The organism is Paracoccus luteus (assembly GCF_004522155.1).
In the GTDB taxonomy this organism is placed as follows: domain Bacteria; phylum Pseudomonadota; class Alphaproteobacteria; order Rhodobacterales; family Rhodobacteraceae; genus Paracoccus; species Paracoccus luteus.
Genome location: NZ_SDEA01000011.1, coordinates 15,035 through 36,303, shown reverse-complemented (window position 1 = coordinate 36,303; position 21,269 = coordinate 15,035). Strand labels below are relative to the sequence as shown.

Genomic DNA, 21,269 nt, shown 5'->3' with positions numbered 1-21,269 from the left:
GCGCGTTCTGGCGGGCAGGCAAGGCAAGGGGACTGGGGATGAGCGGGCTGATTGCACTTCTCGACGACGTGGCGGGCATCGCCAAGGTGGCGGCGGCCTCGATCGACGACGTGGCGGGGATGTCGGCCAAGGCCGGGATGAAGGCGGCGGGCGCGGTCATCGACGACGCGGCGGTGACGCCCAAATACGTCCACGGCTTCGACGCCAGCCGCGAGCTGCCGATCGTGTGGCGCATCGCCAAGGGGTCGATCTTCAACAAGGTCGTGATCCTGCTGCCCATCGCGCTGCTGCTGTCGGCGTTCGCGCCCTGGCTGATCTCGCCCCTGCTGATGATCGGCGGGTCGTATCTGTGTTTCGAGGGGGCCGAAAAGGTCTGGCACGCGCTGAACCCCCATCCCCACCATGACACCTATGAGGGGCAGGAAAAGGGCGATGCGGGACAGCTTGAGGAAACCAAGGTCAAGGGCGCGATCAAGACCGACTTCATCCTGTCGGCCGAGATCATGACCATCGCCCTGTCCACCATCCCCGCGACCGAGGGGATCGTGATGCGCGCCGTCATCCTGTTCTTCGTCGCGCTGGCGATCACCGTCGCGGTCTATGGCTTTGTGGGGCTGATCGTGAAGGCGGACGACGTCGGCCTGTCGCTGGCGCGCCGCGGCAACGGCGCGTCGGCCGCGCTGGGGCGCTGGATCGTGCGGATCATGCCGGGGTTCATGAAGATGCTGACCATCGTCGGCACCGCCGCGATGATCTGGGTCGGCGGCAACATCGTCATCCACGGGCTGCACGAGCTGGGGCTGCACCAGCCGTATGAGTGGATCCACGATCAGGCCGTATGGGCGGCGCAGGCGCTGGGCACCGCGCAGGGGTTCGTCCGCTGGCTGGTCACCGCCTATTTCGACGGCGTCTTCGGGCTGGTCCTGGGGTTCGCGCTGATCCCGCTCAGCAAGGCGGTGTTCATCCCGCTGTGGACGGCCGGGACGCGCGCGCTGGGGATGGCGCCCGCGCAGTAGCCGCGCGCGACCTGCTGCGGTGTCATGCCGTGCGGCAGGTCGGTGCGGACTGGCGCGGTAATGCCTGGGCCTATCCGACCGCCTGCCGTTGCGGGTGCAGTGATGCCGTCCCCGCAGTCGTGCATCACGGCCGGGGCGTTCCCCGGCGCCGAACGGCAACTCCGCCTTGCGCCGGTGGAACGTGGCGCGGCCGGGGCAGGTCCGGGCGGCGCCATCCACCCTGACCCACAGCCCGAAACCGGACCGGCATTGCCCCCGGCGTCCGTTCGGCCGAAACTGGACCTCTCATGACCGACGACCTTCCCTTTCGCGCAGCCCTTGCGCTGACGCCCGATCACGTCGCCCGCGCCCACCGCGAGGTGGCGGAACCGCCCTATGACGCCGGCTGGACGCTGCTGACCGACGACGAGCTGGACGCGCTGGCCGATCAGCTGACCACAGGCCGCCCGCGTCCGGTGCCGATCTTCGCCTATGGCTCGCTGATCTGGAATCCGGGGTTCGCGGTCGGGGCCACGCGCCTGGCCACGGCGCCCGACTGGCACCGCAGTTTCTGCATCCACCTGAACCACTGGCGCGGCTCGCCCGACTGCCCCGGCCTGATGCTGGCGCTGGAACCGGGCGGCAGCTGCACGGGCCTCGTGATGGAAATCGCGGCGGGGACCGAACAGGATTCGCTGCGCGCCATCCTGCGCCGAGAGCTGGTGGCGCATGAGCTGGTGGCGAACGCCTGCTGGATCACGGTGGACACTGACCGGGGGCGCGAGCAGGCGCTGACCTTTTATGCCGGAACGGTCGGGCAGACGCTTGTGCATCTGCCGGTGCAGAAACAGGCGATGCGGCTGGCCCATGCTTGCGGCCACGCGGGGTCCGGGGCGGAATACCTGCACCGCACCGCAGAGGCTTTGGCGGCGCACGGCCTGCACGACCCCTATGTCTGGCAGTTGCAGCAGCTGGTCGCCGCCGAAATCGACCGCTGGCCCCGGCGCGGCGCCCCCATCGGCGACGTCTGAGGAACGGCCGCGGACCACCCGCGTTGTCCCCTGCCGACTTGCACGGAGCAGCCGAATGTCATCCAGCGAAACCACCACCGACCATGACGTGATCCGCCAGTGGATCGAACAGCGCGGCGGCATCCCCACCGTCGTCAGGGGCACCCAGGACGACGAGGGCGAAGGCATCCTGCGCATCGACTTTGCCGAACGCGACGACGCGCTGGAGGAAATCCCTTGGGAGGAGTTCTTCGAAACCTTCGAGGATCGCGGCCTTGCCTTCCTGTATCAGGACGAAACCAAGGACGGGAAGGAAAGCCGCTTTTTCAGGTTCGTGAACCGCTAGCGGGATCAGCCCCGCCCGCCACCTTGTCCAGCCGGACGACGCGGTCCATGCGGCCCGCCAGGTCCATGTTGTGCGTGGCGATCAGCGCCGACAGGCCGGTGTCGCGCACCAGCGCCATCAGCACCTCGAACACCCGGTCCGAGGTTGCGGGGTCAAGGTTCCCCGTCGGCTCGTCGGCCAGCAACAGCGCAGGTTCGTTCGCCAGCGCCCGGCAGAACGCCACCCGCTGCTGTTCGCCGCCCGACAACGCGGCGGGACGGTGACGGGCGCGGGCCGCCAGCCCCACCCGGTCCAGCAGGCCGCGCGCCCGGTCGCGCGCGGCGCGTTCGGACACGCCATCGGCAAGCTGCGGCAGCACGACGTTTTCCAGCGCCGTGAACTCGGGCAGCAGGTGGTGGAACTGATAGACGAACCCCAGCTCGCGCCGCCGCGCCTCGGTCCGGGGGCGGTCGGCAAGGCCGGTCATGTCGCGTCCCGACAGCAGCACGCGGCCCGCGTCGGGCGTGTCCAGCAGCCCCGCGATGTGCAGCAGCGTCGATTTGCCGGCCCCGCTGGGCGCGACCAGCGCCACCACCTCGCCCCGCGCAACCGTCAGGTCCAGGTCGCGCAGCACCGGGACCGCGCCCGGCGTGCCGGGGTTATAGGTCTTGGCGATGCCTTCAATCCGCAGGACGTCATTCATAGCGCAGCGCCTCGACCGGGTTCATCCGCGCGGCGCGCCGGGCGGGAAAGATGGTGACGACGAACGACAGAACCAACGACAGCCCGACCGCGCGGGCGATGTCCACGCCGCGCAGCTGGGCGGGCAGCTCATAGATGCCGCGCACCGCCGGATCCCACGCGCCGCCACCCGAAAACCAGTTCACCGCCGCCATGATGTGATCGACGTTCAGCGCCAGCGCGACGCCCAGGACCACCCCCGCGATGGTGCCGATGACCCCGGTGAACGCGCCGCACAGGAAGAACACGCGCAGCACCGCGCCCTGCGTCAGCCCCATCGTGCGCAGGATGCCGATGTCGCGGCCCTTGTTCTTGACCAGCATGATCAGCCCCGAGGTGATGTTCATCGACGCGATCAGCACCAGCACCGACAGGATGATGAACATCACGTCATCCTCGATGTCCAACGCCTTGAGAAAGCTGCCGGAACTGTCGCGCCACGTCCACACCAGACTGCCCGGCAGCGCCTGCATCAGCGCAGGCGTCAGGTCGTCCACCCGTTCCGGGTCGGCGACATAGACCTGGATCTCGTCCACCACGCCCTCGCGGTTGAAATAGGACTGCGCCTCGGCCAGCGGCATATAGATGCGGGTGCGGTCGATGTCATAGCGCCCGGCGGTAAAGACATAGACCACCTCATAGGCGGCGACGCGGGGGGTGGTGCCGAACGCCGTCTGCGCGCCCTGCGGCGAGATCAGCTGGATGCGGTCGCCGATGCCCAGGTTCAGCTCGCGCGCGAGGCCCGACCCGATGGCCACGCCGCGATCAAGGGCCGCGATGTCGCCGACGGCGGTCTGCGGATCGGCAACGCGGGGGATTTCCGCAAGATCCGCCGCGGTTATCCCAAAGACCTCGGCGACGTTCGAACGGTCGCCGGCGCTGGCCATGACCTGTCCCTTGACCACCGGATCCGCCCGCGTGACGCCCGGCAGCGCCGCCATGCGCGCAGCCACGGCATCGTAATCCGCGACGGTGCCCGCGACCGCATAGGTTTCCCCGGTCAGGTCGTTCTCGATATAGCTGGGCGGCATATAGACGGTGGTGTGGGCGTTCGCGCCCAGGATGGTGTCCACGAACTCGGCCCGGAACCCGGAACGGACGGCCAGCGTGGCGATCAGCGCCATCACCCCCAGCGCGATCCCGATCAGGCTGATCCAGGTCATCACCGACACGCCGCCCTCGGCCCGGCGGGCGCGCAGATAGCGCCAGGCGATCATGAACTCGTAGGGCGCAAAGGGGCGCGGGCTTGCCATCGGGGGGCCTTTCGTCGGATCGCGGCAAACTGGCCGCAGCCGCCGCGCTTGGCAAGGCGACAAGGGCGTGAGCGCGGCGGCGGTCCTGTTCTTCCTTCACCGTATCCCACCGCGTGGGCAGCGCGCCCCGCGTCTTGCGGCCCGCCCCCGACCTCTGCCACAACCGCCCGCATCATGGCCAAGCCCGTCACCGCCTTCACCTGCACCGCCTGCGGCGCGTCTCACCGGAAATGGTCGGGGCGCTGCGACGCCTGCGGCGAATGGAACTCGATCGTCGAGGAGGCGCCGCTGTCCCAGGGCCCCGGCCGTGGCCTTGGCGCGGCGCGCGGCCGGGTCATCCCGCTGACAGGGCTGTCCAGCGACGAGCCGCCGCCCGCCCGGTCGGCCTCCGGCATCGCCGAACTGGACCGCGTGCTGGGCGGCGGGCTGGTCCCCGGCAGCGCGATCCTTGTCGGCGGCGATCCGGGGATCGGCAAGTCCACGCTGATGCTGCAGGCCGCCGCAGCCTTTGCGCGCGCGGGCGCCCGCGCCGTCTATGTCAGCGGAGAGGAGGCGGGCGCACAGCTGCGGATGCGCGCGGGGCGGCTGGGGCTGGCCGACGCGCCGGTGCGGCTGGGGACGGAAACCGCGCTGCGCGACATCCTGACCACGCTGGACACCGAACGCCCCGACGTCGCGGTGATCGATTCGATCCAGACGCTGTGGTCCGACACCGTCGATGCAGCCCCCGGCAGCGTGGGGCAGGTCCGGGCCGCCGCGCACGAGCTTGTGACCTTTGCCAAGCGCAGCGGAGTCGCCGTCATCCTTGTCGGCCACGTCACCAAGGACGGCCAGATCGCCGGCCCCCGCGTGGTCGAGCACATGGTCGATACGGTCCTGTATTTCGAGGGCGAGCGCGGCCACCAGTTCCGCATCCTGCGCGCCGTCAAGAACCGCTTCGGCCCGGCCGGAGAGATCGGCGTCTTCGAGATGACCGGGGGCGGGCTGGCCGAGGTCGCCAACCCCTCGGCCCTGTTTCTGTCCGAACGCGGCCAGCCGAACCCCGGCAGCGCCGTCTTTGCCGGGATCGAGGGCACGCGACCGGTGCTGACCGAGATTCAGGCGCTGGTCGCGCCCTCCACGCTCGCCTCGCCGCGCCGCACGGTGGTCGGGCTGGACGGCGGGCGGGTCAGCACCATCCTCGCCGTGCTCGAGGCGCGCTGCGGTGTGCCCTTTGCGGGGCTGGACGTGTTCCTGAATGTCGCGGGCGGCATGCGGGTCAGCGAACCCGCTGCCGACCTGGCCATCGCCGCCGCCCTGCTGAGCGCACGCGAGGATCACGCCCTGCCCGCCGAAACCGTGTTTTTCGGCGAGGTCAGCCTGTCCGGCGCGCTGCGCCCGGTCGGTCAGGCCGAAAACAGGTTGAAAGAGGCGCGGAAACTTGGTTTTTCACAGGCGATCCTGCCCACCGTCCAGAAGGTCGAGGGCACGGACGGCATGCGCGTGACCCGCGCCGCCGATCTGACGAGTTTCACGGGCGAGACATTCGGGGCCGGATGACCGCCCCCAACCTGCGGCGAAAGCCGCAAAAGGGCGGTTAGAATGGACGGCTTTACCCTTGTCGACGGCATCGTGGCGGCCGTCATCATCCTGTCGGCGATCCTGGCCTATTCGCGCGGCTTCGTGCGCGAATCGCTGGCGATCATGGGCTGGATCGGGGCCGCGATCCTGGCCTTCATCTTCGCCGCCGCAATGCGGCCGCTGATCGCGCAGATCCCCTATGTGAACGAAATCCTGGCCGACAGCTGCGAACTGGCGACCATCGCGGGCTTCGCCGTCGTCTTCGCGCTGGCGCTGGTGGTGTTTTCCATCCTGACGCCGCTGTTCTCGTCCGTCGTGCAGCGCAGCGCGCTGGGGGGCGTCGATCAGGGCATGGGGTTCCTGTTCGGGGTGGCGCGCGGCATCCTTTTGGTGGCGGTGGCCTTTATCGTCTATGACCGGGTGATGACCACGCAGCCGGTCCCGATGGTGGACGATTCGCGGTCCGCACAGGTGTTCCAGCGGATGAGCGGGCAACTGGACCAGCAGATCCCGCAGGACGCGCCGGGCTGGGTCGTGGCGCGCTATGACCAGCTGGTGCGGTCCTGCCCGGCCACCGCCGCCGCCCCGGCGCCGACCGCGCCGCCCGCCGCGGCGACCCCTGCGCCCGCGTCGAACTGACCGGCCGATCCCCGCCGCGGGACGCCGCGATGTCGTTTTCCGCCCCGGCCTGCGCGCCGGGGCGTGACTTTTGCCCTTGGGCTACCTAGATAGCCCCCGTTCCCCCAGCGACAGACAGGCGTTCGATGCAGCCTTTCCTTGCCCATCCGTTCGATTCGGACCGCCTGCATGAGGAATGCGGCGTCTTCGGCGTGATCGGCGTGACCGACGCCGCCAGCTTTGTCGCGCTGGGGCTGCACGCCCTGCAGCACCGCGGCCAAGAGGCGGGCGGAATCGTCGTCCACCACCCCGACCACGGGTTCAACAGCGCCCACCGGTTCGGCTATGTCCGCGACAACTTCACCAAGGCGTCGCTGATGGAGACCCTGCCGGGGCCGCTGGCCATCGGCCATGTGCGCTATTCCACCGCCGGGACCAAGGCCAACACCGCGATCCGCGACGTGCAGCCGTTCTTTGGCGAGTTCGCGATGGGCGGCTGCGCCATCGCCCACAACGGCAACATCACCAACGCCATGGCCCTGCGGCGCGAGCTGATCGAGCGCGGCTCGATCTTCCAGTCGGGCAGCGACAGTGAATGCATCATCCACCTGATGGCGCGGTCGATCCAGCGCAACATCCCCGAGCGGATGAAGGACGCGCTGCGCCGGGTCGAGGGCGCGTTCAGCGTCATCGCCATGACCCGCACCAAGCTGATCGGCGTGCGCGACCCCCTGGGCGTGCGCCCGCTGGTGCTGGGCCGCCTGCCCGGCGACGCCTTTGTGCTGTCGTCGGAAACCTGCGCGCTGGACATCGTGGGGGCCGAGTTCATCCGCGAGATCGAGCCGGGCGAGATGGTCGTGATCTCGAAGGGGCAGATCGAAAGCTCGCGCCCGTTCGGCCCGTCCACGGGGCGGTTCTGCATCTTTGAACACGTCTATTTCAGCCGCCCCGATTCGATCATCGGCGGCCGCTCGGTCTATGAGACGCGCCGCCAGATCGGCGTGGAGCTGGCCCGCGAGGCCCCGGTGGACGCTGATCTGGTCTGCCCGGTGCCCGACAGCGGCACCCCGGCCGCCATCGGCTATTCGCAGGAATCTGGCATCCCCTATGCGATGGGGATCATCCGCAACCAGTACATGGGCCGCACCTTCATCGAACCGACCGAGCAGATCCGCAACATGGGCGTGCGGCTGAAGCTGAACGTCAACCGCGCGCTGGTGCGCGGCAAGCGCGTGGTGCTGGTCGACGATTCGGTCGTGCGCGGCACCACCAGCCGCAAGATCAAGGACATGATCCTGGACGCGGGCGCGGCCGAGGTGCATTTCCGCATCGCGTCCCCGCCGACCGCCTGGCCCTGTTTCTATGGCGTGGACACGCCCGACCGCGACAAGCTGCTGGCCGCGAACATGACCCCGGCCGAGATGCGCGACTGGATCGGCGTGGACAGCCTGTCCTTCGTGTCTCTGGACGGGCTTTATCGCGCCGTGGGCGAGCCTCGCGGGCGCAACAACGCCTGTCCGCAATACTGCGATGCGTGTTTTTCGGGCGATTATCCCGTCGCGCCTTTCGACCAGCTTGAGCGCGGGTTCCGCATGCGCCCCGACCCGCTGTCCGGCGACGCCGAGGCGCAGGCCGACCAGACCGGCTATCGCACGGTGGACCACACGCTGCCCCCGAACAGCGCGACGCGGGCGGCGGAATAGCGGCAGCCCCGCGTCCCGCGCCCCGCACCTGATTCGGCTCGTCTCCCGTGAAGAAGAGCCGAAGTTGGACGCGTGGCCTCAGTTCCGGTTTTCCGTGGGCACGGCGGGCGGGTTGCGCAGGATCTCGAACACCGTCTCGGCCGGGCGGGCCAGCCGCGTTCCCCTGTCCGTCACGACAAAGGGCCGGTTCAGCAGGACCGGGTGCGCCTCGACCGCGTCAAACAGCTGGTCGTCGGTCAGCGACGGATCGTCCAGCCCCAGTTCGGCATAGGGCGTGCCCCGCTCGCGCAGCGCCTGGCGGATCGTCAGCCCCGCGTCGGCCGCCAACCGGCGGATGGTGTCGCGATCCGGCGGGGTCTTCAGATAGTCGATCACCTCGGGCGTTTCGCCCCCCTCGCGCAGCATCGCCAGCACGCTGCGCGACGTGCCGCATCGGGGGTTGTGATAGATCGTGGTCATCGCGTCCTCGGTCGCCTTGGTCGGCCGCAGGGTCGGCAATGCGCGGCGCGGGCGCAAGGGCGCGCCTTTGCCATCGTCACCCGAACGTGTCCGGGCCGTCATGCCCCGTGCGCCAGATCGCCTGCGACCGCAGGTTCCGCCCCGCCGCCATCGCTGGCATGATGGCATCGGCGATGGGTCCGCAGGGACCGCGGATGTTCGGCGGGGCGGATCAACAGGGGGGCCGACCATGCGGATGATCGTGGGACGGGCCTGCGTCCTGGCGCTGGCGGGCCTGCTGGCCCTGGTCGGCTGGTTCGGCGGGCTGCACGCCAGCGGCAATTTCCAGACCGTAGTCGCGGGGCAGCTTTACCGGTCGGGCACGCTGCCCGCCGACGACCTTGTCCGCGTGATCGAACGGCACGGCATCCGCAGCGTCGTGAACCTGCGCGGCGAACAGCCGGGCACACCCTGGTATGACGCCGAGGCCGCGACGACCGCCGCCGCCGGCGTGCGGCTGCTGGATTTCCCCATCCGGGCGGGCGCCCCCCTGGACGAGGCGCGGGCCGAGGCGCTGATCCTGCTGATGGCCGGCGCGCCCAAGCCGTTGCTGATCCACTGCGAGGGCGGGGCCGACCGCACCGGGCTGGCCGCGGCGCTGTATCTGACGGCGGTTCAGGGCGCGTCCCCGCGCGTCGCGGGCCGGCAGCTGTCGGCGCGCTATGGCCATGTCGGGATCAAGGGCGTGACCTATGCCTGGCCGATGACGGAAAGCTGGGACCGGCTGAAAAATCGCGTCCAGTCGCGGTTCGCGTCGAGGCACGGCGGCGGCTAAAGCGCGGCCAGCAGCCCGGCATAGCGGCGTTCGGCCTCGGCCTGGGCGGCGGCGACCGCGGGGATCGCCCGCAGGCGCGCCATCTCGGCCCCCACGGCCTCGCCATAGCGGGCGTCGATGCTGCGATCCTCGATCCGGGCGCCGGCGATGCGGGCAAAGTAATCCTCGGTGTGGCGCGCGTTCCCCTCGCCCACCGCGACCGCGCCCCGGCCGCGTTCGTGGCGCAGCAGGAACGACGACAGCGACTTGACGGCATAGTGGTTGTAATGCGCCAGCCCGTGCGCGATCTGGTCGGGCGCCACGTTGCGCAGCACCTGCCACAGCGGCGTGCCGGGCGCGATGGCCGACAGCGCGCCATCGCCCCGCATGACCTGCAACGGCAGCTGGCCGCGATAGCCGTTGACGCAATGATTGTGGATCGTGCGGAACCGCTTCAGCCCGCGCGTCAGGGTCTTGACCGGCCGGTTCGCGCGGTTGCGGGCGGGCACGCGGCGCAGGAACTGCTGCGTGACGCGGCCGGGGCGCCAGTCCTCGTCCTCGGACGTGCCGAAGGTCATCGGGTTCAGCGCGATGATGTCGGTGCCGTCCGGCGCGGCGGCGGTCAGATCCTGCACGCGCCCCTGCCCGGTCGTGACCTGCAGGAACTCGTCTGCGTCCAGCACCATCAGCCAGTCGGCGCGGTCCAGCCCGTGTTCGGCGCGCATCCGCGCATAGCCCTTGTGCTGCGGAATGTCGCCCGGTTCCAGCACGTTGCGGGTGTGCCCGATGGCCCCCGCCCCCGCCAGCGCGTCCAGCACCGCGTCGGTGCCGTCGCGGCAGTCGTTCGAGGCGATGAAGATCCGGTCGAACCCCAGAACGCGGTGATGGGCCACGAACTCCAGCACATAAGGCCCCTCGTCCTTCATCGAGGAGATCAGCACGTGGCCAAGGCTGTCGGTCATCGTCGGCTCCGCATGGGGGTGCGCGCACGAACTCGGCCAGAACTGGGTCCGAGATCAAGCATGAACGTCGCGGGACGCCGGGGCCAAGGGGCGACGCTGCGGCCGCCCGGCCGGTTGCACCGCCCGAAACCGGGGTCTATGCCCGCGCTGATGCGTGCCGCGACAGATATCCGCTTCCAGAACGTCACCAAGACCTGGCCGCAACCCGGCGGCAGGGCCGTGACGGCGCTGGACGACGTGACGCTGAACGTCCCCGCCGGGTCCATCACCGGCATCATCGGGCGGTCCGGCGCGGGGAAATCGACGCTGCTGCGGATGGCGAACGGTCTGGAACGCCCGACCGGCGGCACCGTGACGCTGGGCGAACGCGACGTGGGCCGGGCCAGCGGCGCGGGGCTGCGCCGCATCCGCCGGGACGTCGGCATGATCTTCCAGCACTTCAACCTGCTGTCCAACCGCACCGTGCGCGGCAACATCGCCCTGCCGCTGGAGATCGCGGGCCAGCGCGGCCCGGCGGTCGCCGCCCGCGTGGCCGAGTTGGTCGGGCTGGTCGGCCTTTCCGAACAGGCCGACCGCTATCCGGCGGAACTGTCAGGCGGCCAGAAACAGCGCGTCGGCATCGCCCGCGCGCTGGCCACGGGGCCGCGCGTCCTGCTGTCGGACGAGGCGACCAGCGCCCTTGACCCCGAAACCACCCGGTCCGTCCTCGGCCTGCTGTCGGACATCAACGCGCGGCTGGGGCTGACCATCCTGCTGATCACGCACGAGATGGCCGTGGTGCGCCAGATCTGCACCCATGTCGCCGTGATCGATGCCGGCCGCATCGTCGAGGCGGGCGAGACCTATCGGGTCTTCTCCAACCCCGCGCATCCGGTCACGCGGTCGTTCCTGGCCGGGATCACCACCGTCGCGCTGCCGGGTTTCGTCGCCGGGCGCATCACCCCCGAACGCGCCCCCGGCCCCGCACAGGCAGTCATGCAGGTGACGTTCATCGGCGATCATGCGACCGAACCCATGCTGTCGCGGCTGACCCGCGACCTGGGGCTGGACGTCAACATCCTGGCCGGCGCCATCGAGGAGATCGGCCCCCGCCCCTTCGGCAACCTGCTGGTGGCGCTGGACGCCGACCGCGCCCCGCAGGCCGCCGCCACGCTTGAGGAACACGGCATGATGACCAGGGTGCTGGGCTATGTCGCCTGAGCTGATGCTGCTGATCGCAGAGGCCACGGGGCAGACGCTCTACATGGTGGCCGCCTCGGCGATCCTGGGGACGCTGATCGGGCTGCCGCTGGGGGTGTTCCTCGCGACCTCGCGCCGGGGCGAGCTGCTGGCGGCGCCAGCCGCCAACGCCGCGCTGGGGCTGATCGTGAACGCCGCGCGGTCGGTCCCGTTCATCATCCTCGTGGTGGCGATCATCCCCTTTACCCGCGCGCTGGTCGGCACGTCCATCGGGACCACCGCCGCCATCGTGCCGCTGACCATCGCCGCCGCGCCCTTCATCGCGCGGCTGGTCGAAACCTCGATCCGGGAACTGGACGCCGGGCTGATCGAGGCCGCACGCGCGATGGGCGCATCCCCCTGGCAGGTGGTGCGCAAGGTGCTGCTGCCCGAGGCGCTGCCCGGCATCACCCTGGGCCTGACGCTGGCCGTGGTCAGCCTGATCGGCTATTCCGCGATGGTCGGCGCGGTCGGCGGCGAGGGTCTGGGCGACCTGGGCATCCGCTATGGCTATCAGCGGTTCATGCCCGCGGTCATGCTGGCCGTCGTCGTCGTGCTGATCGTGCTGGTCCAGCTGGTCCAGCTGATCGGCGAGGGCATCGCCGCCCGGCTGGACAAGCGCGCCCCCCGCCGCCGCAAATGACACCACGCAGAAAGGAACCCACCATGCGCCGTCTGTTGACCCTAAGCGCCGCCGCACTGGCGCTGACCGCAAGCCTTGCCAGCGCCGAGGACATCAAGGTCGGCGTCACGCCGGGCGAGCATGCCGAGATCATGGAAGAGGTCGCGAAGCTGGCCGAACCCAAGGGCCTGAACATCGAGGTCATCGAGTTCTCGGACTATGTCGTGCCGAACCAGGCGCTGGCCGACGGCGACCTGAACGCCAACAGCTTTCAGCACGTCCCCTATCTGGAAAACCAGATCAAGGACCGCGGCTTTCCGCTGAGCGTGGTGGCCAAGACCATCACCACCCCGATGGGCGTCTATTCCGCCAAGCTGAAGTCGCTGGACGCGCTGGCGGACGGCGCCAGCGTCGCCATTCCGAACGACCCCACCAACGGCGGGCGCGCGCTGCTGCTGCTGCAGGACAACGGGCTGCTGACGCTGAAGGAAGGAACCGGCCTCACGCCCTCGCCGCTGGACATCGCGGACAATCCCAGGAACCTGAAGTTCCTGGAACTGGACGCGGCGCAACTGCCCCGCGCGCTTGAGGACGCGGACGCGGCGATCATCAACACCAACTTTGCGCTGGCCGCCGGGCTGTCGCCCAAGGACGACGCCATCGCGATGGAAAAGGCCGACAGCCCCTATGCCAACGTGATCGTCGTGCGCGCGGGCGACGAGGGCCAGCCCTGGGTCAAGCAGCTGGTCGAGGTTTATCACTCGCCCGAGATCAAGGCTTTCATCGACACCAAATACGAGGGCGCGGTCATCACCGCCTGGTGACGCCGGTGGGGGCGGCCCTGCCGCCCCCCATCGCCCCCGACGGCCCGACGGGAACCGTTTCCGCCGGGGGCAGTTGGACCGCGCACAGCAGCGGGGCACGGCGTGGTTTCGACAGACAGGACGGGCGGCCTTGACGGCGCGCATGGCTGGTCTGGAAACGGCGCGCACCCTTGCCCGCGCCTTGACCAGCGAAAGCCAAGATGCCCCGAACCCCGGACCGATCCGCGCCCGACGCCCGCATGGGCCACGCCGAAACCGCCGCCGCCCTGGCCGAGGCGCTGACCGGCGGCGACATCATCCTTGCCGCCGAAAGCGAGACTGACGCCCGCGCCGTCGCCCGCGCGCTGGCCGTCGCCGCCCCGCAGGCGCAGGTCGTCCTGTATCCCGAAAGCGACGCGCTGGCGGGCCGCGACGCGCCCGCCTCGCCCGCCAACATCGGGGCGCGCAACGCGGCGCTGGCCACGCTGCGCGCCCGCATCCCCGAGGGCGGCGGCCCTGTGGTGCTGGTCACGACCGGCGAGGCGCTGGCGCGGTCCTGTCCCGCCCCGGCGGATGCGGCGGCCGGCCTGATGACGCTGTCCGTGGGGCAGCGGATCGCGCTGGCCGACCTGCTGGAACAGGTCAAGGCGCTGGGCTACGCCGAGGATGACCGCGTGGACGAACCCGGCGAGGTCGCGCTGCGCGGGCAGGTGCTGGACATCTTTCCCGGCCAGTCCGAAACCCCCGTCCGCATCGAGGTGGACGAGGACCGCATCGCCGAAATCCGCAGCTATGACCTGATCGACCAGCGCACCGTGGCCGAGATCGACCGCTGCGCCATCGCGCCGGTGGTCGAGCCTTCGCTGGGCGACCGCCCGTGCAGCCTGCTGGACCACCTGCCCGGCGCGCGCGTCGTCATGTCCCGCCGCGCCGACCGGCGCCGGCAATCCGCGCTGAAGCTGGGGCGCGAGATCGACGGCGCCGCAAGCCCGCGGCTGGTGGACGACAAGGCCTGGCAGGCGTCGCTGGCGGGGCACGAGGCGCTGGCGCTGGACCGCGCGGGCGGCCCGCCGCCGCGCTTTGTCGAACGCGCCCGGCCCGTGCGCGCCTTTGCCGCCGCCGCGCGGGCCGCCGCCCGTGCGGGCGACCGGCTGGTGCTGCTGGGCGGCGCGCGCGACCTGCGGTTCCTGTCGCGCGGGGTGGCCCGGCAGCTTGGCCTGACGGTCCGGCCCGCCGCGTCGTGGGCCGAGGTGACGGCCGCCGACCCCGGCGCGGTGCTGGCCCTGCCCATGCCCGCCGACCGTGGCTTTGTCCGCAGCGGCGTGCTTGCGGTCGCTGCCGCCGACCTGCTGGGCAGCCGCGCCCAGCGCGAGGGCGACGCCGCGGGCGGGCTGAACGCCTTGACCGAGATTTCCGAGATCCGCACCGGCGACGTCGTCGTCCACGAGGATCACGGCCTTGCCGTGGTCGAGGGCATCGAACCCCTGCCCGCCCCCGGCGGCGAGGATGCCGGCGACGCCATCCGCCTGCGTCACGCGGGGGACGCGGTGCGGCTGGTGCCGGTCGCGCAGGCGCATCTGATCTGGCGCTATGGCGCGGAACCCGACGCGGTGACGCTTGACCGGCTGGACGGGTCGAGCTGGCGCAAGCGCAAGGACGACATCGACGCGGCCATCGCGGAAACCGCGCGGGGCCTGTCCGACCTGGCCCGCGACCGCAGCGCGCGGACGGCCCCGGTGCTGGACGCCGACCCCGCCGCCTATGAACGCTTTGCGGCCGGCTTTGCGTTCACCGAGACGCCCGACCAGGCCCGCGCGATCGAGGCTGTGCGCGACGACCTGGCATCCGGCAAGCCGATGGACCGGCTGGTCATCGGCGACGTGGGTTTCGGCAAGACCGAGGTCGCCCTGCGCGCCGCCGCCATCGCCGCGCTGAGCGGGCGGCAGGTCGCCCTCGCCGCGCCCACCACCGTTCTGGCGCGCCAGCACGTCGAGACGTTCCAGCGCCGCTTTGCCGAACTGGGCATCGGCATCGGCGCCCTGCACCGCCTGACCGGCGCGGCCGACCGCCGCGCGGTCAAGGCGGGGCTGGCCGACGGGTCGATCCGGATCGTCATCGGCACCAGCGCGGTCGCGGCCAAGGGCGTGGCCTACCGCGACCTTGCGCTGGTCATCATCGACGAGGAACAGCGCTTCGGCACCGCCGACAAGGCCAAGCTGCGCGCCCTTTCGGCGGGCCATGTGCTGACCCTGACCGCAACGCCGATCCCGCGCACGCTGCAGACCGCGCTGGTCGGCCTGCAGCAGCTGTCGGTCATCGCCACGCCACCGACCCGGCGGCAGCCGATCCGCACCGGCGTCGCGCCCTTTCACCCCGACACCCTGCGCGCCGCCCTGCTGCGGGAACGCACCCGGCGGGGGCAAAGCTTTGTCGTCGTGCCCCGGATCGCGGACATGGACCCGATGGCCCGCGCGCTGGCCGAGGCGGTGCCCGACCTGACCGTGCTGCAGGCGCATGGCAAGCTGCCCGCGGCCGAGATCGACGACGCGATGATCCGCTTTGCCAACGGCGACGGCGACGTGCTGCTGGCCACCAACATCATCGAGGCCGGGCTGGACGTGCCGCGCGCCAACACGATGATCGTCCACAAGGCGGACCGCTTTGGCCTGTCGCAGCTGCACCAGCTGCGCGGCCGCGTCGGCCGCGGCAACCTGCGCGGCCATATGCTGATGCTGACCGAGGCGGACAAGACCATCCCCGACCGCACCATGCGCAGGCTGCAGACGCTGGAATCGCTGAACCGGCTGGGCGCGGGGTTCGAGATCAGCGCCCGCGACCTGGACCTGCGCGGCGCGGGCGACCTGCTGGGCGACACGCAGGCCGGGCACATGAAGCTGATCGGCGTGGACCTTTATCAACAGCTGCTGGCCTCGGCGCTGGAAGGGCTGCGGGGCCTGGCGGTGGAACGCTGGACCCCGGACCTGCAGCTTGGCGCGCAGGGCCGCCTGCCCGAGGACTGGATCGCGGATCAGGACACGCGTCTGGGCGTCCACATGCGGCTGGCCCGGCTGGCCGAGGCGGACGCCGTCGACCTGCTGTCGGCCGAGCTGGAGGACCGTTTCGGCGAGATCCCCCCCGCCGCGCAGCTGCTGCTGGCGACGGCGCGGATGCGCATCGACGCCCGCACGGCAGGCGTGGCGCGCGTCGTCGCGGGGCCAGCCGCCATCGCGCTGTATCCCCGGCCCGGCGTGACGCTGTCGGCCGAGGGGCTGGAGGCGCAGGACGACTGCGTCCTGTTGCGCGAGGGTATCGAGGACGCGGCCGCAAGGCTCGCGCGCGCCGCCGACCTGCTGGCGGCGCTGGCCGGGCGGGCCGCGGACGAGGACGCCAAATCCGACGACGCCACGATCCCCGCCCCCGCGCAGGACGGGTGATCGCGCCGTGGCGAGTGGCCGGAGACGGCCGCCGCGCCCGCGTGATTCCCGTCACGGGTGGCAGCCGCGCCCTGCCCCGGCCACGGCCGCGCCTGCCGAACGGCCCAGCCGCCGCGTCGGCCGTGGGACCAAGGCCATGCCCCTGCGGTCCCCGGTCCCTGCGGGCGCGTGTGGCCGCCCTCGCCCCGCTGGTCCCGGTCAGGCTGGCAGGGGATCGAACGCCTCGACCCGCACGCCGTCGAATGCGGCGGCGGCGCGGTCCAGTTCGGGGCGGGTCATCAGGCATCCCGCCGTCGACAGCGCGTCGGCCAGCGCCGCCGACGGCGCGGACACCGAGACCAGCGCCAGCGGCCGGTCCGAGGGCAAGCCGCTGCGCGGGTCGATGATGTGGCCCAACCGGCCCGCCCGGTCGAAACAGGTGGCGCGCGGGGCGGAACTGGCCAGCGCCCGCCCCCGCAGCGGGACGGCGCGGCCGTTGGTCAGCGTGACCGGCCAGTCCCCCCCGTCCGGCGCGTGGCCTGTGGCGGCGATCTCGCCCATCGCGCACATCAGGTCGGTCATGCCCATTCCGGTCAGCCGGGCGGACACGCGGTCGGTGACATAGCCCTGCGCGATCCCGTTCAGCGTCAGCGCCATGCCCGGCCGGTCCAGCGCCACGCGCCCGGGCGCAAGGGCGACGCCCTCCCAGCCGGTGCGGGCCAGCGCGGCCGCGCGGTCGGCCGCGGTCGGCGCGCGCCCGGCCGCCCCGGCCTGCGCATAGGCCGCCCACAGCGGCTGGATCGTCGGGTCGAACCGGCCGCCCGTTGCGCGATGGACCAGCCCGGCAAGGCTCAGCAACTCGACCATCTCGGCCGACGGGGCGTCCAGCGCGCCGGCTTGGTTCAGGCGCATCAGCTCCGACCCCGGCCGATACAGGCTGAAGATCGCCTCCAGCCGGGCCAGCTCGTCCAGCGCGGCGGCGACCATGCGGTCGGCGTCGGGGTGGGCCAGGATCAGCCGCGCCTCGGCCCCCAGCGCCACGCCGCGCCATTGCGTGACGGGCGCGGCCGGCGCCGCGCGCCCGGCCAGCGGCACCAGTGCCGCGGCCGAGGCGATGGTGAGGAAACGGCGGCGGGTGACGGTCATGGCGTCTTCTCCTCGGGTCGGGTCGCGGACAGCGCCTTGAGGCGTGCGGCGAAATCCGCATCGTCGTCGGCCGCCGCGGGGCCGGGCCGGCTGTCCGCGGCCAGCACCAGCTCGGCCGGGATGTCGTCCAGCCGCCGAACCTCGCCGCCGTTCGCCGCGACAAAGGCCTGCGCGGCGTCCCGGGTGCCAAAGGGGATCAGCTCGGGCGTGCCCATGCCGCCCGCCTGCCGCGAGCCGGTGACATAGAACGCATCCTCGGCGGCGATCCAGTTCGACGGGCCGGGATCGTCCCAGGGCGCCACCGCCATGTCGCTGACATAGATCGCGGCGATCTCGCCGTCCTGTTCGGGCAGCAGGCGGAACGCCACGGCGTCGCGCGCCTGGCTGAAGAACAGCGGGTGCGGCATGCCGCGCAGGTGGACCTGTGCCTTGGGGCCGGGGTGTTCCAGCAGGTTCATCTGGCAGAAATGGCCCACGGATTCGGCGGTCATGGCGACGGGTTCGGGGCGGGCCGCCGCCTCGTCCCGGCACCCGGCCAGTGCCGCCACCAGCAGCAGCGTGGCAAGGGCGCCCCTCATGGCGTCACCCGGCGGAACGCGGCCACGGCCAGCGCCAGCATGCCCAGCGGCCACAGCGACAGCGAGGTCAGCGCCTGCCAGCCGGGGATCGCCGCCGCCGCCCCGCCGATGCCGGACGCCGCCGCCGTCGCCCCGCTGGCGCCCAGGTTATACAGGCGGAACGCGTCGGCGGCGTTGGCCAGCAGGGCTGCGGGCAGCGCCGCGCCCAGCGCCTCGCCCCCCCGCGACACGATCAGGCCCAGCAGTGCCAGGTCATACAGCACCACCGCGACCAGCCAGATGCCGATGGCCATCCCCGCCGCGCCGGACGGCCTGCGCGCCAGCGACGACGCCAGATAGCCCGCGCCAAGGAAGCTTGCGCCCAGCAGGACCGAGGTCCAGCCCAGCCGGAACAGCGCCGGAATGCCCCGCCCGGCCATCGGATCGACCAGCAGCGCGGCACCCGCCGCCAGCCCATAGCCGACCGCGATGGCCAGCGTCAGGATCGCCAGATGGGCCACGAACTTGCCCGCCAGCACCTGCGCGCGGCTGACCGGATAGGTCAGCAGCAACGGCAGCGTGCCGCGCTCGACCTCTCCGGCCACCGCGTCGAACGACATCAGCAGCGCGACCAGCGGCACGAGATAGACCGCAAGGCTGGTCAGCGAGGCGACGACGACCGACAGCCGGTCGGCCCCCAGCGCCCCGGTGGGCGCGGACCCCGCGGCGGCCAGCGCCAGCGAGAACAGCGCCATCATGGCGACGGCGATGACGACCCAGCGGTTGCGGGCGGCGATCCGCAGCTCGGCCGCGGCAAGGGCAAGGATGCGGCTCATTCGGCGGCCTCCCTCAGGGGTTGGCGCCCATCGGCGGCGGCGCTGGCGCCCGGTCCGGCGGGCAGGTCGCGGCGGCTGATGCGGCTGTAGATGTCCTCAAGGCTGGGGGGCACGATGTCCACGTCGGCCAGCAGCGCCTGCGCCGCCGCCACCCGGGCCAGCGCCGCGATCTTGCCCGACTGCGGCACCGACAGGCGCAGCGCGCCGCCGTCCGACGCCGCGTCGGGGAAGGCGCGGGCCAGCGCCTCGGCCCGGCCCGGCGCGGGCAGCAGCGCGAAGGTGACGGGCAGCGCCGCCTCGGCCCGCAGGTCGGCCATCGTGCCCTGCGCCACGACGCGCCCATGCGACAGGATCACCATGCGGTCGGTGCGCGCCTCGACCTCGGTCAGGGCGTGGGAACTCAGCAGGATCGACGCGCCGGTCGCGGCCAGTTCGTCCAGCAGGGCATAGAACTCGCGCCGCGACACCGGGTCGAGGCCGCTGGTCGGCTCGTCCAGCACCAGCAGGCGCGGCTGGCCGATCAGCGCCTGCGCAAGGCCCACGCGCTGGCGCATCCCCTTGGAATACGTGCCGATGCGGCGGTCGGCGGCGTCGGCAAGGCCCACGCGGGCCAGCAGGTCGCCCGCCAGCCCGCGCGGCTGGCCCCGCAGCGCCAGATAGGCGCGGATCTGTTCGCGCCCGGTCAGCGCCGGGTGGAACGCGACGTTTTCGGGCAGATAGGCGGTGCCCGCCCGCGCCGCCGGGCTGCCGGGGGGCGCGCCCAGCACCTGCACCTGCCCCGAGGTCAGCGGGATCAGCCCCAGCACGATCTTCATCAGCGTGGACTTGCCCGCGCCGTTGTGGCCCAGCAGGGCCACACGCTCGCCCGGCGCGACCGACAGGCTCACCTCGTCCAGCGCGGCCACCGCGCCAAAGCGCCTAGTGAGCCGCGAGAGGATCAAACTGTTCATTCTGGGTTCCTTCCGCCGCGCGCCGGGCCAGTGCCGTGGCGGCAAGCGCGGTGTCTTCGGGATCGGGGGCGATGGCGATCGGCGCCATCATCGGGTGGCTGTCCAGCACGCCGCCGGGCAGGGTTGCGGGAAAGCTCGACTGGCTCCACCGGATCAGCTGCACGACGGGCGACCCGGTCAGCAGCGCGGCGGCGGGCTGCGACCACAGGATGTGGTCCATCAGGTCGTTGGGGCGGAACGCGCTGTCGGCGACAGCATCGCCGTTCAGGTCGAACGCGGGATGGTCGGACCAATAGTTGCCGCGGCCCTCCACGCTCCATTCCACGTCGCGGGTGCCGACGTATTTGACCTGCGTGCGGTTGCCCAGAAATGCGTTGCCGGTGATCGCGTTGCGTTCCGACCCGGCGGTGAAATGGATGCCGATGTCGCAGCCCTCGAAGCGGTTGCCGGCCAGCAGGTTCTTGTGGGCGTTATAGATGAACACGCATTTCTCGGCGCCCACCACCAGGTTGCCGTCGATGTCCGAACTGTTGGCATAGTTCAGCATCAAGCCCTGTCTGGCGTCGGCCAGGCTGGTGTTGCCGCGGATCGTCAGCCGGTCGGAATACATCAGCGCAAAGCCCAGGTGATTGCCGATCGAGACGTTGCCGGAAATCTCGCTGTCGTGGGTGTTCATGTAGTGGACGGCAAAGCGCACCTGCGTGAACCGGTTGTCGCGGAACGCCGCCTTGCGCGACAGGATGACAAAGATCCCGTCGCGGCCAAAGCTGATGTCGTTGCCCTCGACCACCAGCCCGCGGGTGTTCCAGGAATAGACCCCGTTGCCGCGGTCGTTCATGCGCGCGTCCTGCCGCCCCTCGATGCGGTTGCCGCGGATGACGGTGTCGTGCGACCCGTGGGCGTCCACCCCGAACAGGTTGCCGGTGATCTCGTTGCCTTCGACCAGCGCGCCTTTCGAGGTCTTGGCGATCTGCACGCCCGAATCGATGGTCGCGTGTTCGGACCCCGACCCGGTGATGACGAGGCCGCGGACGACCGCGCCCTCGCCGGTGATGGTGACGACGCTGCCGTGGCCCCCGCCGTCGATGCGGGCCTGCCGGTCCTGCCCGTCCAGCGTCAGGGGCTTGTCCAGCAGGACCGGCCCCCGGTGCAGGCCCGCCTCCAGCAGCAGCACGTCGCCCGGCGCGGCCGCAGCGACGGCCGCGGCCAGCGCCCCGCCCCCGGCCGGCACCCGCCGTTCCGCCGCCGCGGCAAGGCCGGGCAGCAGCGCGAGGGTCAGCACAAGGGCGAGGGCTGCGCGCATGG

19 protein-coding genes and 1 pseudogene are annotated in these 21,269 nt (G+C 71.4%); 11 read left to right on the top strand and 9 right to left on the bottom strand.

All coding sequences use genetic code 11. The annotated features are described in order from the left end of the window. Positions 1-38 precede the first annotated feature (38 nt). The 3 genes from EPA64_RS12790 (at position 39) to EPA64_RS12780 (ending at position 2,351) form a co-directional block, all read left to right on the top strand. The gene (locus EPA64_RS12790) at positions 39-1,016 is read left to right on the top strand and encodes a DUF808 domain-containing protein (RefSeq protein WP_134726746.1); all 978 of its coding nucleotides are present in this window, start codon (positions 39-41) and stop codon (positions 1,014-1,016) included. A 287-nt stretch (positions 1,017-1,303) separates the two neighbouring features. Continuing rightward, positions 1,304-2,026, top strand: a complete 723-nt coding sequence (locus EPA64_RS12785) for a gamma-glutamylcyclotransferase (protein WP_134726745.1) — start codon at positions 1,304-1,306, stop codon at positions 2,024-2,026. Between the two features lie 55 nt (positions 2,027-2,081). Then, on the top strand, positions 2,082-2,351 hold the full coding sequence (locus EPA64_RS12780) for a hypothetical protein (protein WP_134726744.1): 270 nt from the start codon (positions 2,082-2,084) through the stop codon (positions 2,349-2,351). Here EPA64_RS12780 and EPA64_RS12775 read toward each other — a convergent pair. Together EPA64_RS12775 and EPA64_RS12770 are read right to left on the bottom strand one after the other, a co-directional pair. Beyond that, complete coding sequence (locus tag EPA64_RS12775) at positions 2,332-3,033, bottom strand: ABC transporter ATP-binding protein (RefSeq protein WP_134726743.1); 702 nt, start codon at positions 3,031-3,033, stop codon at positions 2,332-2,334. The two genes, EPA64_RS12780 and EPA64_RS12775, sit on opposite strands and share 20 nt — an antisense overlap. Then, complete coding sequence (locus tag EPA64_RS12770; protein ID WP_134726742.1) at positions 3,026-4,324, bottom strand: lipoprotein-releasing ABC transporter permease subunit; 1,299 nt, start codon at positions 4,322-4,324, stop codon at positions 3,026-3,028. Before EPA64_RS12770 ends, EPA64_RS12775 begins: the two co-directional genes overlap by 8 nt. Before the next feature lie 174 nt (positions 4,325-4,498). Here EPA64_RS12770 and radA point away from each other — a divergent pair, with 174 nt between their 5' ends. From radA to purF, 3 genes and pseudogenes are all read left to right on the top strand, one after another. Next, positions 4,499-5,863, top strand: a complete 1,365-nt coding sequence (radA, locus tag EPA64_RS12765) for a DNA repair protein RadA (protein ID WP_134726741.1) — start codon at positions 4,499-4,501, stop codon at positions 5,861-5,863. A 42-nt stretch (positions 5,864-5,905) separates the two neighbouring features. Next, positions 5,906-6,523, top strand: coding sequence for a CvpA family protein (locus tag EPA64_RS12760; RefSeq protein WP_134726740.1), 618 nt, complete (start codon positions 5,906-5,908; stop codon positions 6,521-6,523). Between the two features lie 125 nt (positions 6,524-6,648). Next, positions 6,649-8,100, top strand: a pseudogene (purF, locus tag EPA64_RS12755) (amidophosphoribosyltransferase); the annotation flags it as partial. 183 nt (positions 8,101-8,283) lie between these two features. On the opposite strand, the gene arsC reads toward purF, so the two are convergent. After that, positions 8,284-8,703, bottom strand: coding sequence for an arsenate reductase (glutaredoxin) (arsC, locus tag EPA64_RS12750; protein WP_246026752.1), 420 nt, complete (start codon positions 8,701-8,703; stop codon positions 8,284-8,286). A 190-nt stretch (positions 8,704-8,893) separates the two neighbouring features. On the opposite strand from arsC, the gene EPA64_RS12745 reads away from it, so the two are divergent. Further along, the gene (locus EPA64_RS12745) at positions 8,894-9,478 is read left to right on the top strand and encodes a tyrosine-protein phosphatase (RefSeq protein ID WP_167626672.1); all 585 of its coding nucleotides are present in this window, start codon (positions 8,894-8,896) and stop codon (positions 9,476-9,478) included. On the opposite strand, the gene EPA64_RS12740 is transcribed toward EPA64_RS12745, so the two are convergent. After that, positions 9,475-10,419 (bottom strand): glycosyltransferase family 2 protein, encoded by a 945-nt coding sequence (locus EPA64_RS12740; protein ID WP_134726738.1) that lies wholly within the window; start codon positions 10,417-10,419, stop codon positions 9,475-9,477. The two genes, EPA64_RS12745 and EPA64_RS12740, sit on opposite strands and share 4 nt — an antisense overlap. A gap of 150 nt (positions 10,420-10,569) precedes the next feature. Between EPA64_RS12740 and EPA64_RS12735 the strand changes: the two genes are divergently transcribed. The 4 genes from EPA64_RS12735 (at position 10,570) to EPA64_RS12720 (ending at position 16,496) form a co-directional block, all read left to right on the top strand. Then, entirely contained in the window at positions 10,570-11,619 is a 1,050-nt protein-coding gene (locus EPA64_RS12735; protein WP_167626671.1) for a methionine ABC transporter ATP-binding protein, read from the top strand. Beyond that, entirely contained in the window at positions 11,609-12,280 is a 672-nt protein-coding gene (locus EPA64_RS12730) for a methionine ABC transporter permease (RefSeq protein ID WP_134726736.1), read from the top strand. Before EPA64_RS12735 ends, EPA64_RS12730 begins: the two co-directional genes overlap by 11 nt. Positions 12,281-12,303: 23 nt before the next feature. Next, positions 12,304-13,083, top strand: coding sequence for a MetQ/NlpA family ABC transporter substrate-binding protein (locus tag EPA64_RS12725; RefSeq protein WP_134726735.1), 780 nt, complete (start codon positions 12,304-12,306; stop codon positions 13,081-13,083). Between the two features lie 200 nt (positions 13,084-13,283). After that, entirely contained in the window at positions 13,284-16,496 is a 3,213-nt protein-coding gene (locus EPA64_RS12720) for a helicase-related protein (RefSeq protein ID WP_134726734.1), read from the top strand. Between the two features lie 198 nt (positions 16,497-16,694). Here EPA64_RS12720 and EPA64_RS12715 read toward each other — a convergent pair whose 3' ends face one another. The 5 genes from EPA64_RS12715 to EPA64_RS12695 are packed head-to-tail and all read right to left on the bottom strand — an operon-like array spanning position 16,695 to position 21,267. Then, positions 16,695-17,621, bottom strand: a complete 927-nt coding sequence (locus EPA64_RS12715) for an FAD:protein FMN transferase (protein ID WP_134726733.1) — start codon at positions 17,619-17,621, stop codon at positions 16,695-16,697. Beyond that, positions 17,618-18,199 carry a nitrous oxide reductase accessory protein NosL gene (locus tag EPA64_RS12710; RefSeq protein WP_134726732.1) on the bottom strand — a complete coding sequence of 194 codons (582 nt, stop codon included), beginning with the start codon at positions 18,197-18,199 and terminating at the stop codon, positions 17,618-17,620. Before EPA64_RS12710 ends, EPA64_RS12715 begins: the two co-directional genes overlap by 4 nt. Next, positions 18,196-19,014: an ABC transporter permease gene (locus tag EPA64_RS12705; protein WP_134726731.1), complete on the bottom strand. Its 819-nt coding sequence runs from the start codon at positions 19,012-19,014 to the stop codon at positions 18,196-18,198. Before EPA64_RS12705 ends, EPA64_RS12710 begins: the two co-directional genes overlap by 4 nt. Beyond that, complete coding sequence (locus tag EPA64_RS12700) at positions 19,011-19,964, bottom strand: ABC transporter ATP-binding protein (RefSeq protein WP_134726730.1); 954 nt, start codon at positions 19,962-19,964, stop codon at positions 19,011-19,013. The genes EPA64_RS12705 and EPA64_RS12700 overlap by 4 nt, the downstream gene beginning before the upstream one ends. Further along, on the bottom strand, positions 19,933-21,267 hold the full coding sequence (locus EPA64_RS12695) for a nitrous oxide reductase family maturation protein NosD (RefSeq protein ID WP_134726729.1): 1,335 nt from the start codon (positions 21,265-21,267) through the stop codon (positions 19,933-19,935). The genes EPA64_RS12700 and EPA64_RS12695 overlap by 32 nt, the downstream gene beginning before the upstream one ends. Positions 21,268-21,269 lie beyond the last annotated feature (2 nt).

What these genes read in the sequence shown, in the direction of transcription:
- EPA64_RS12790 (WP_134726746.1), top strand. Translation starts at nt 39, where the DNA reads ATGAGCGGGCTGATTGCACTTCTCGACGACGTGGCGGGCATCGCCAAG.
- EPA64_RS12785 (WP_134726745.1), top strand. Translation starts at nt 1,304, where the DNA reads ATGACCGACGACCTTCCCTTTCGCGCAGCCCTTGCGCTGACGCCCGAT.
- EPA64_RS12780 (WP_134726744.1), top strand. Translation starts at nt 2,082, where the DNA reads ATGTCATCCAGCGAAACCACCACCGACCATGACGTGATCCGCCAGTGG.
- EPA64_RS12775 (WP_134726743.1), bottom strand. Translation starts at nt 3,033, where the DNA reads ATGAATGACGTCCTGCGGATTGAAGGCATCGCCAAGACCTATAACCCC.
- EPA64_RS12770 (WP_134726742.1), bottom strand. Translation starts at nt 4,324, where the DNA reads ATGGCAAGCCCGCGCCCCTTTGCGCCCTACGAGTTCATGATCGCCTGG.
- radA (WP_134726741.1), top strand. Translation starts at nt 4,499, where the DNA reads ATGGCCAAGCCCGTCACCGCCTTCACCTGCACCGCCTGCGGCGCGTCT.
- EPA64_RS12760 (WP_134726740.1), top strand. Translation starts at nt 5,906, where the DNA reads ATGGACGGCTTTACCCTTGTCGACGGCATCGTGGCGGCCGTCATCATC.
- EPA64_RS12745 (WP_167626672.1), top strand. Translation starts at nt 8,894, where the DNA reads ATGCGGATGATCGTGGGACGGGCCTGCGTCCTGGCGCTGGCGGGCCTG.
- EPA64_RS12740 (WP_134726738.1), bottom strand. Translation starts at nt 10,419, where the DNA reads ATGACCGACAGCCTTGGCCACGTGCTGATCTCCTCGATGAAGGACGAG.
- EPA64_RS12735 (WP_167626671.1), top strand. Translation starts at nt 10,570, where the DNA reads ATGCGTGCCGCGACAGATATCCGCTTCCAGAACGTCACCAAGACCTGG.
- EPA64_RS12730 (WP_134726736.1), top strand. Translation starts at nt 11,609, where the DNA reads ATGTCGCCTGAGCTGATGCTGCTGATCGCAGAGGCCACGGGGCAGACG.
- EPA64_RS12725 (WP_134726735.1), top strand. Translation starts at nt 12,304, where the DNA reads ATGCGCCGTCTGTTGACCCTAAGCGCCGCCGCACTGGCGCTGACCGCA.
- EPA64_RS12720 (WP_134726734.1), top strand. Translation starts at nt 13,284, where the DNA reads ATGCCCCGAACCCCGGACCGATCCGCGCCCGACGCCCGCATGGGCCAC.
- EPA64_RS12715 (WP_134726733.1), bottom strand. Translation starts at nt 17,621, where the DNA reads ATGACCGTCACCCGCCGCCGTTTCCTCACCATCGCCTCGGCCGCGGCA.
- EPA64_RS12710 (WP_134726732.1), bottom strand. Translation starts at nt 18,199, where the DNA reads ATGAGGGGCGCCCTTGCCACGCTGCTGCTGGTGGCGGCACTGGCCGGG.
- EPA64_RS12705 (WP_134726731.1), bottom strand. Translation starts at nt 19,014, where the DNA reads ATGAGCCGCATCCTTGCCCTTGCCGCGGCCGAGCTGCGGATCGCCGCC.
- EPA64_RS12700 (WP_134726730.1), bottom strand. Translation starts at nt 19,964, where the DNA reads ATGAACAGTTTGATCCTCTCGCGGCTCACTAGGCGCTTTGGCGCGGTG.
- EPA64_RS12695 (WP_134726729.1), bottom strand. Translation starts at nt 21,267, where the DNA reads ATGCGCGCAGCCCTCGCCCTTGTGCTGACCCTCGCGCTGCTGCCCGGC.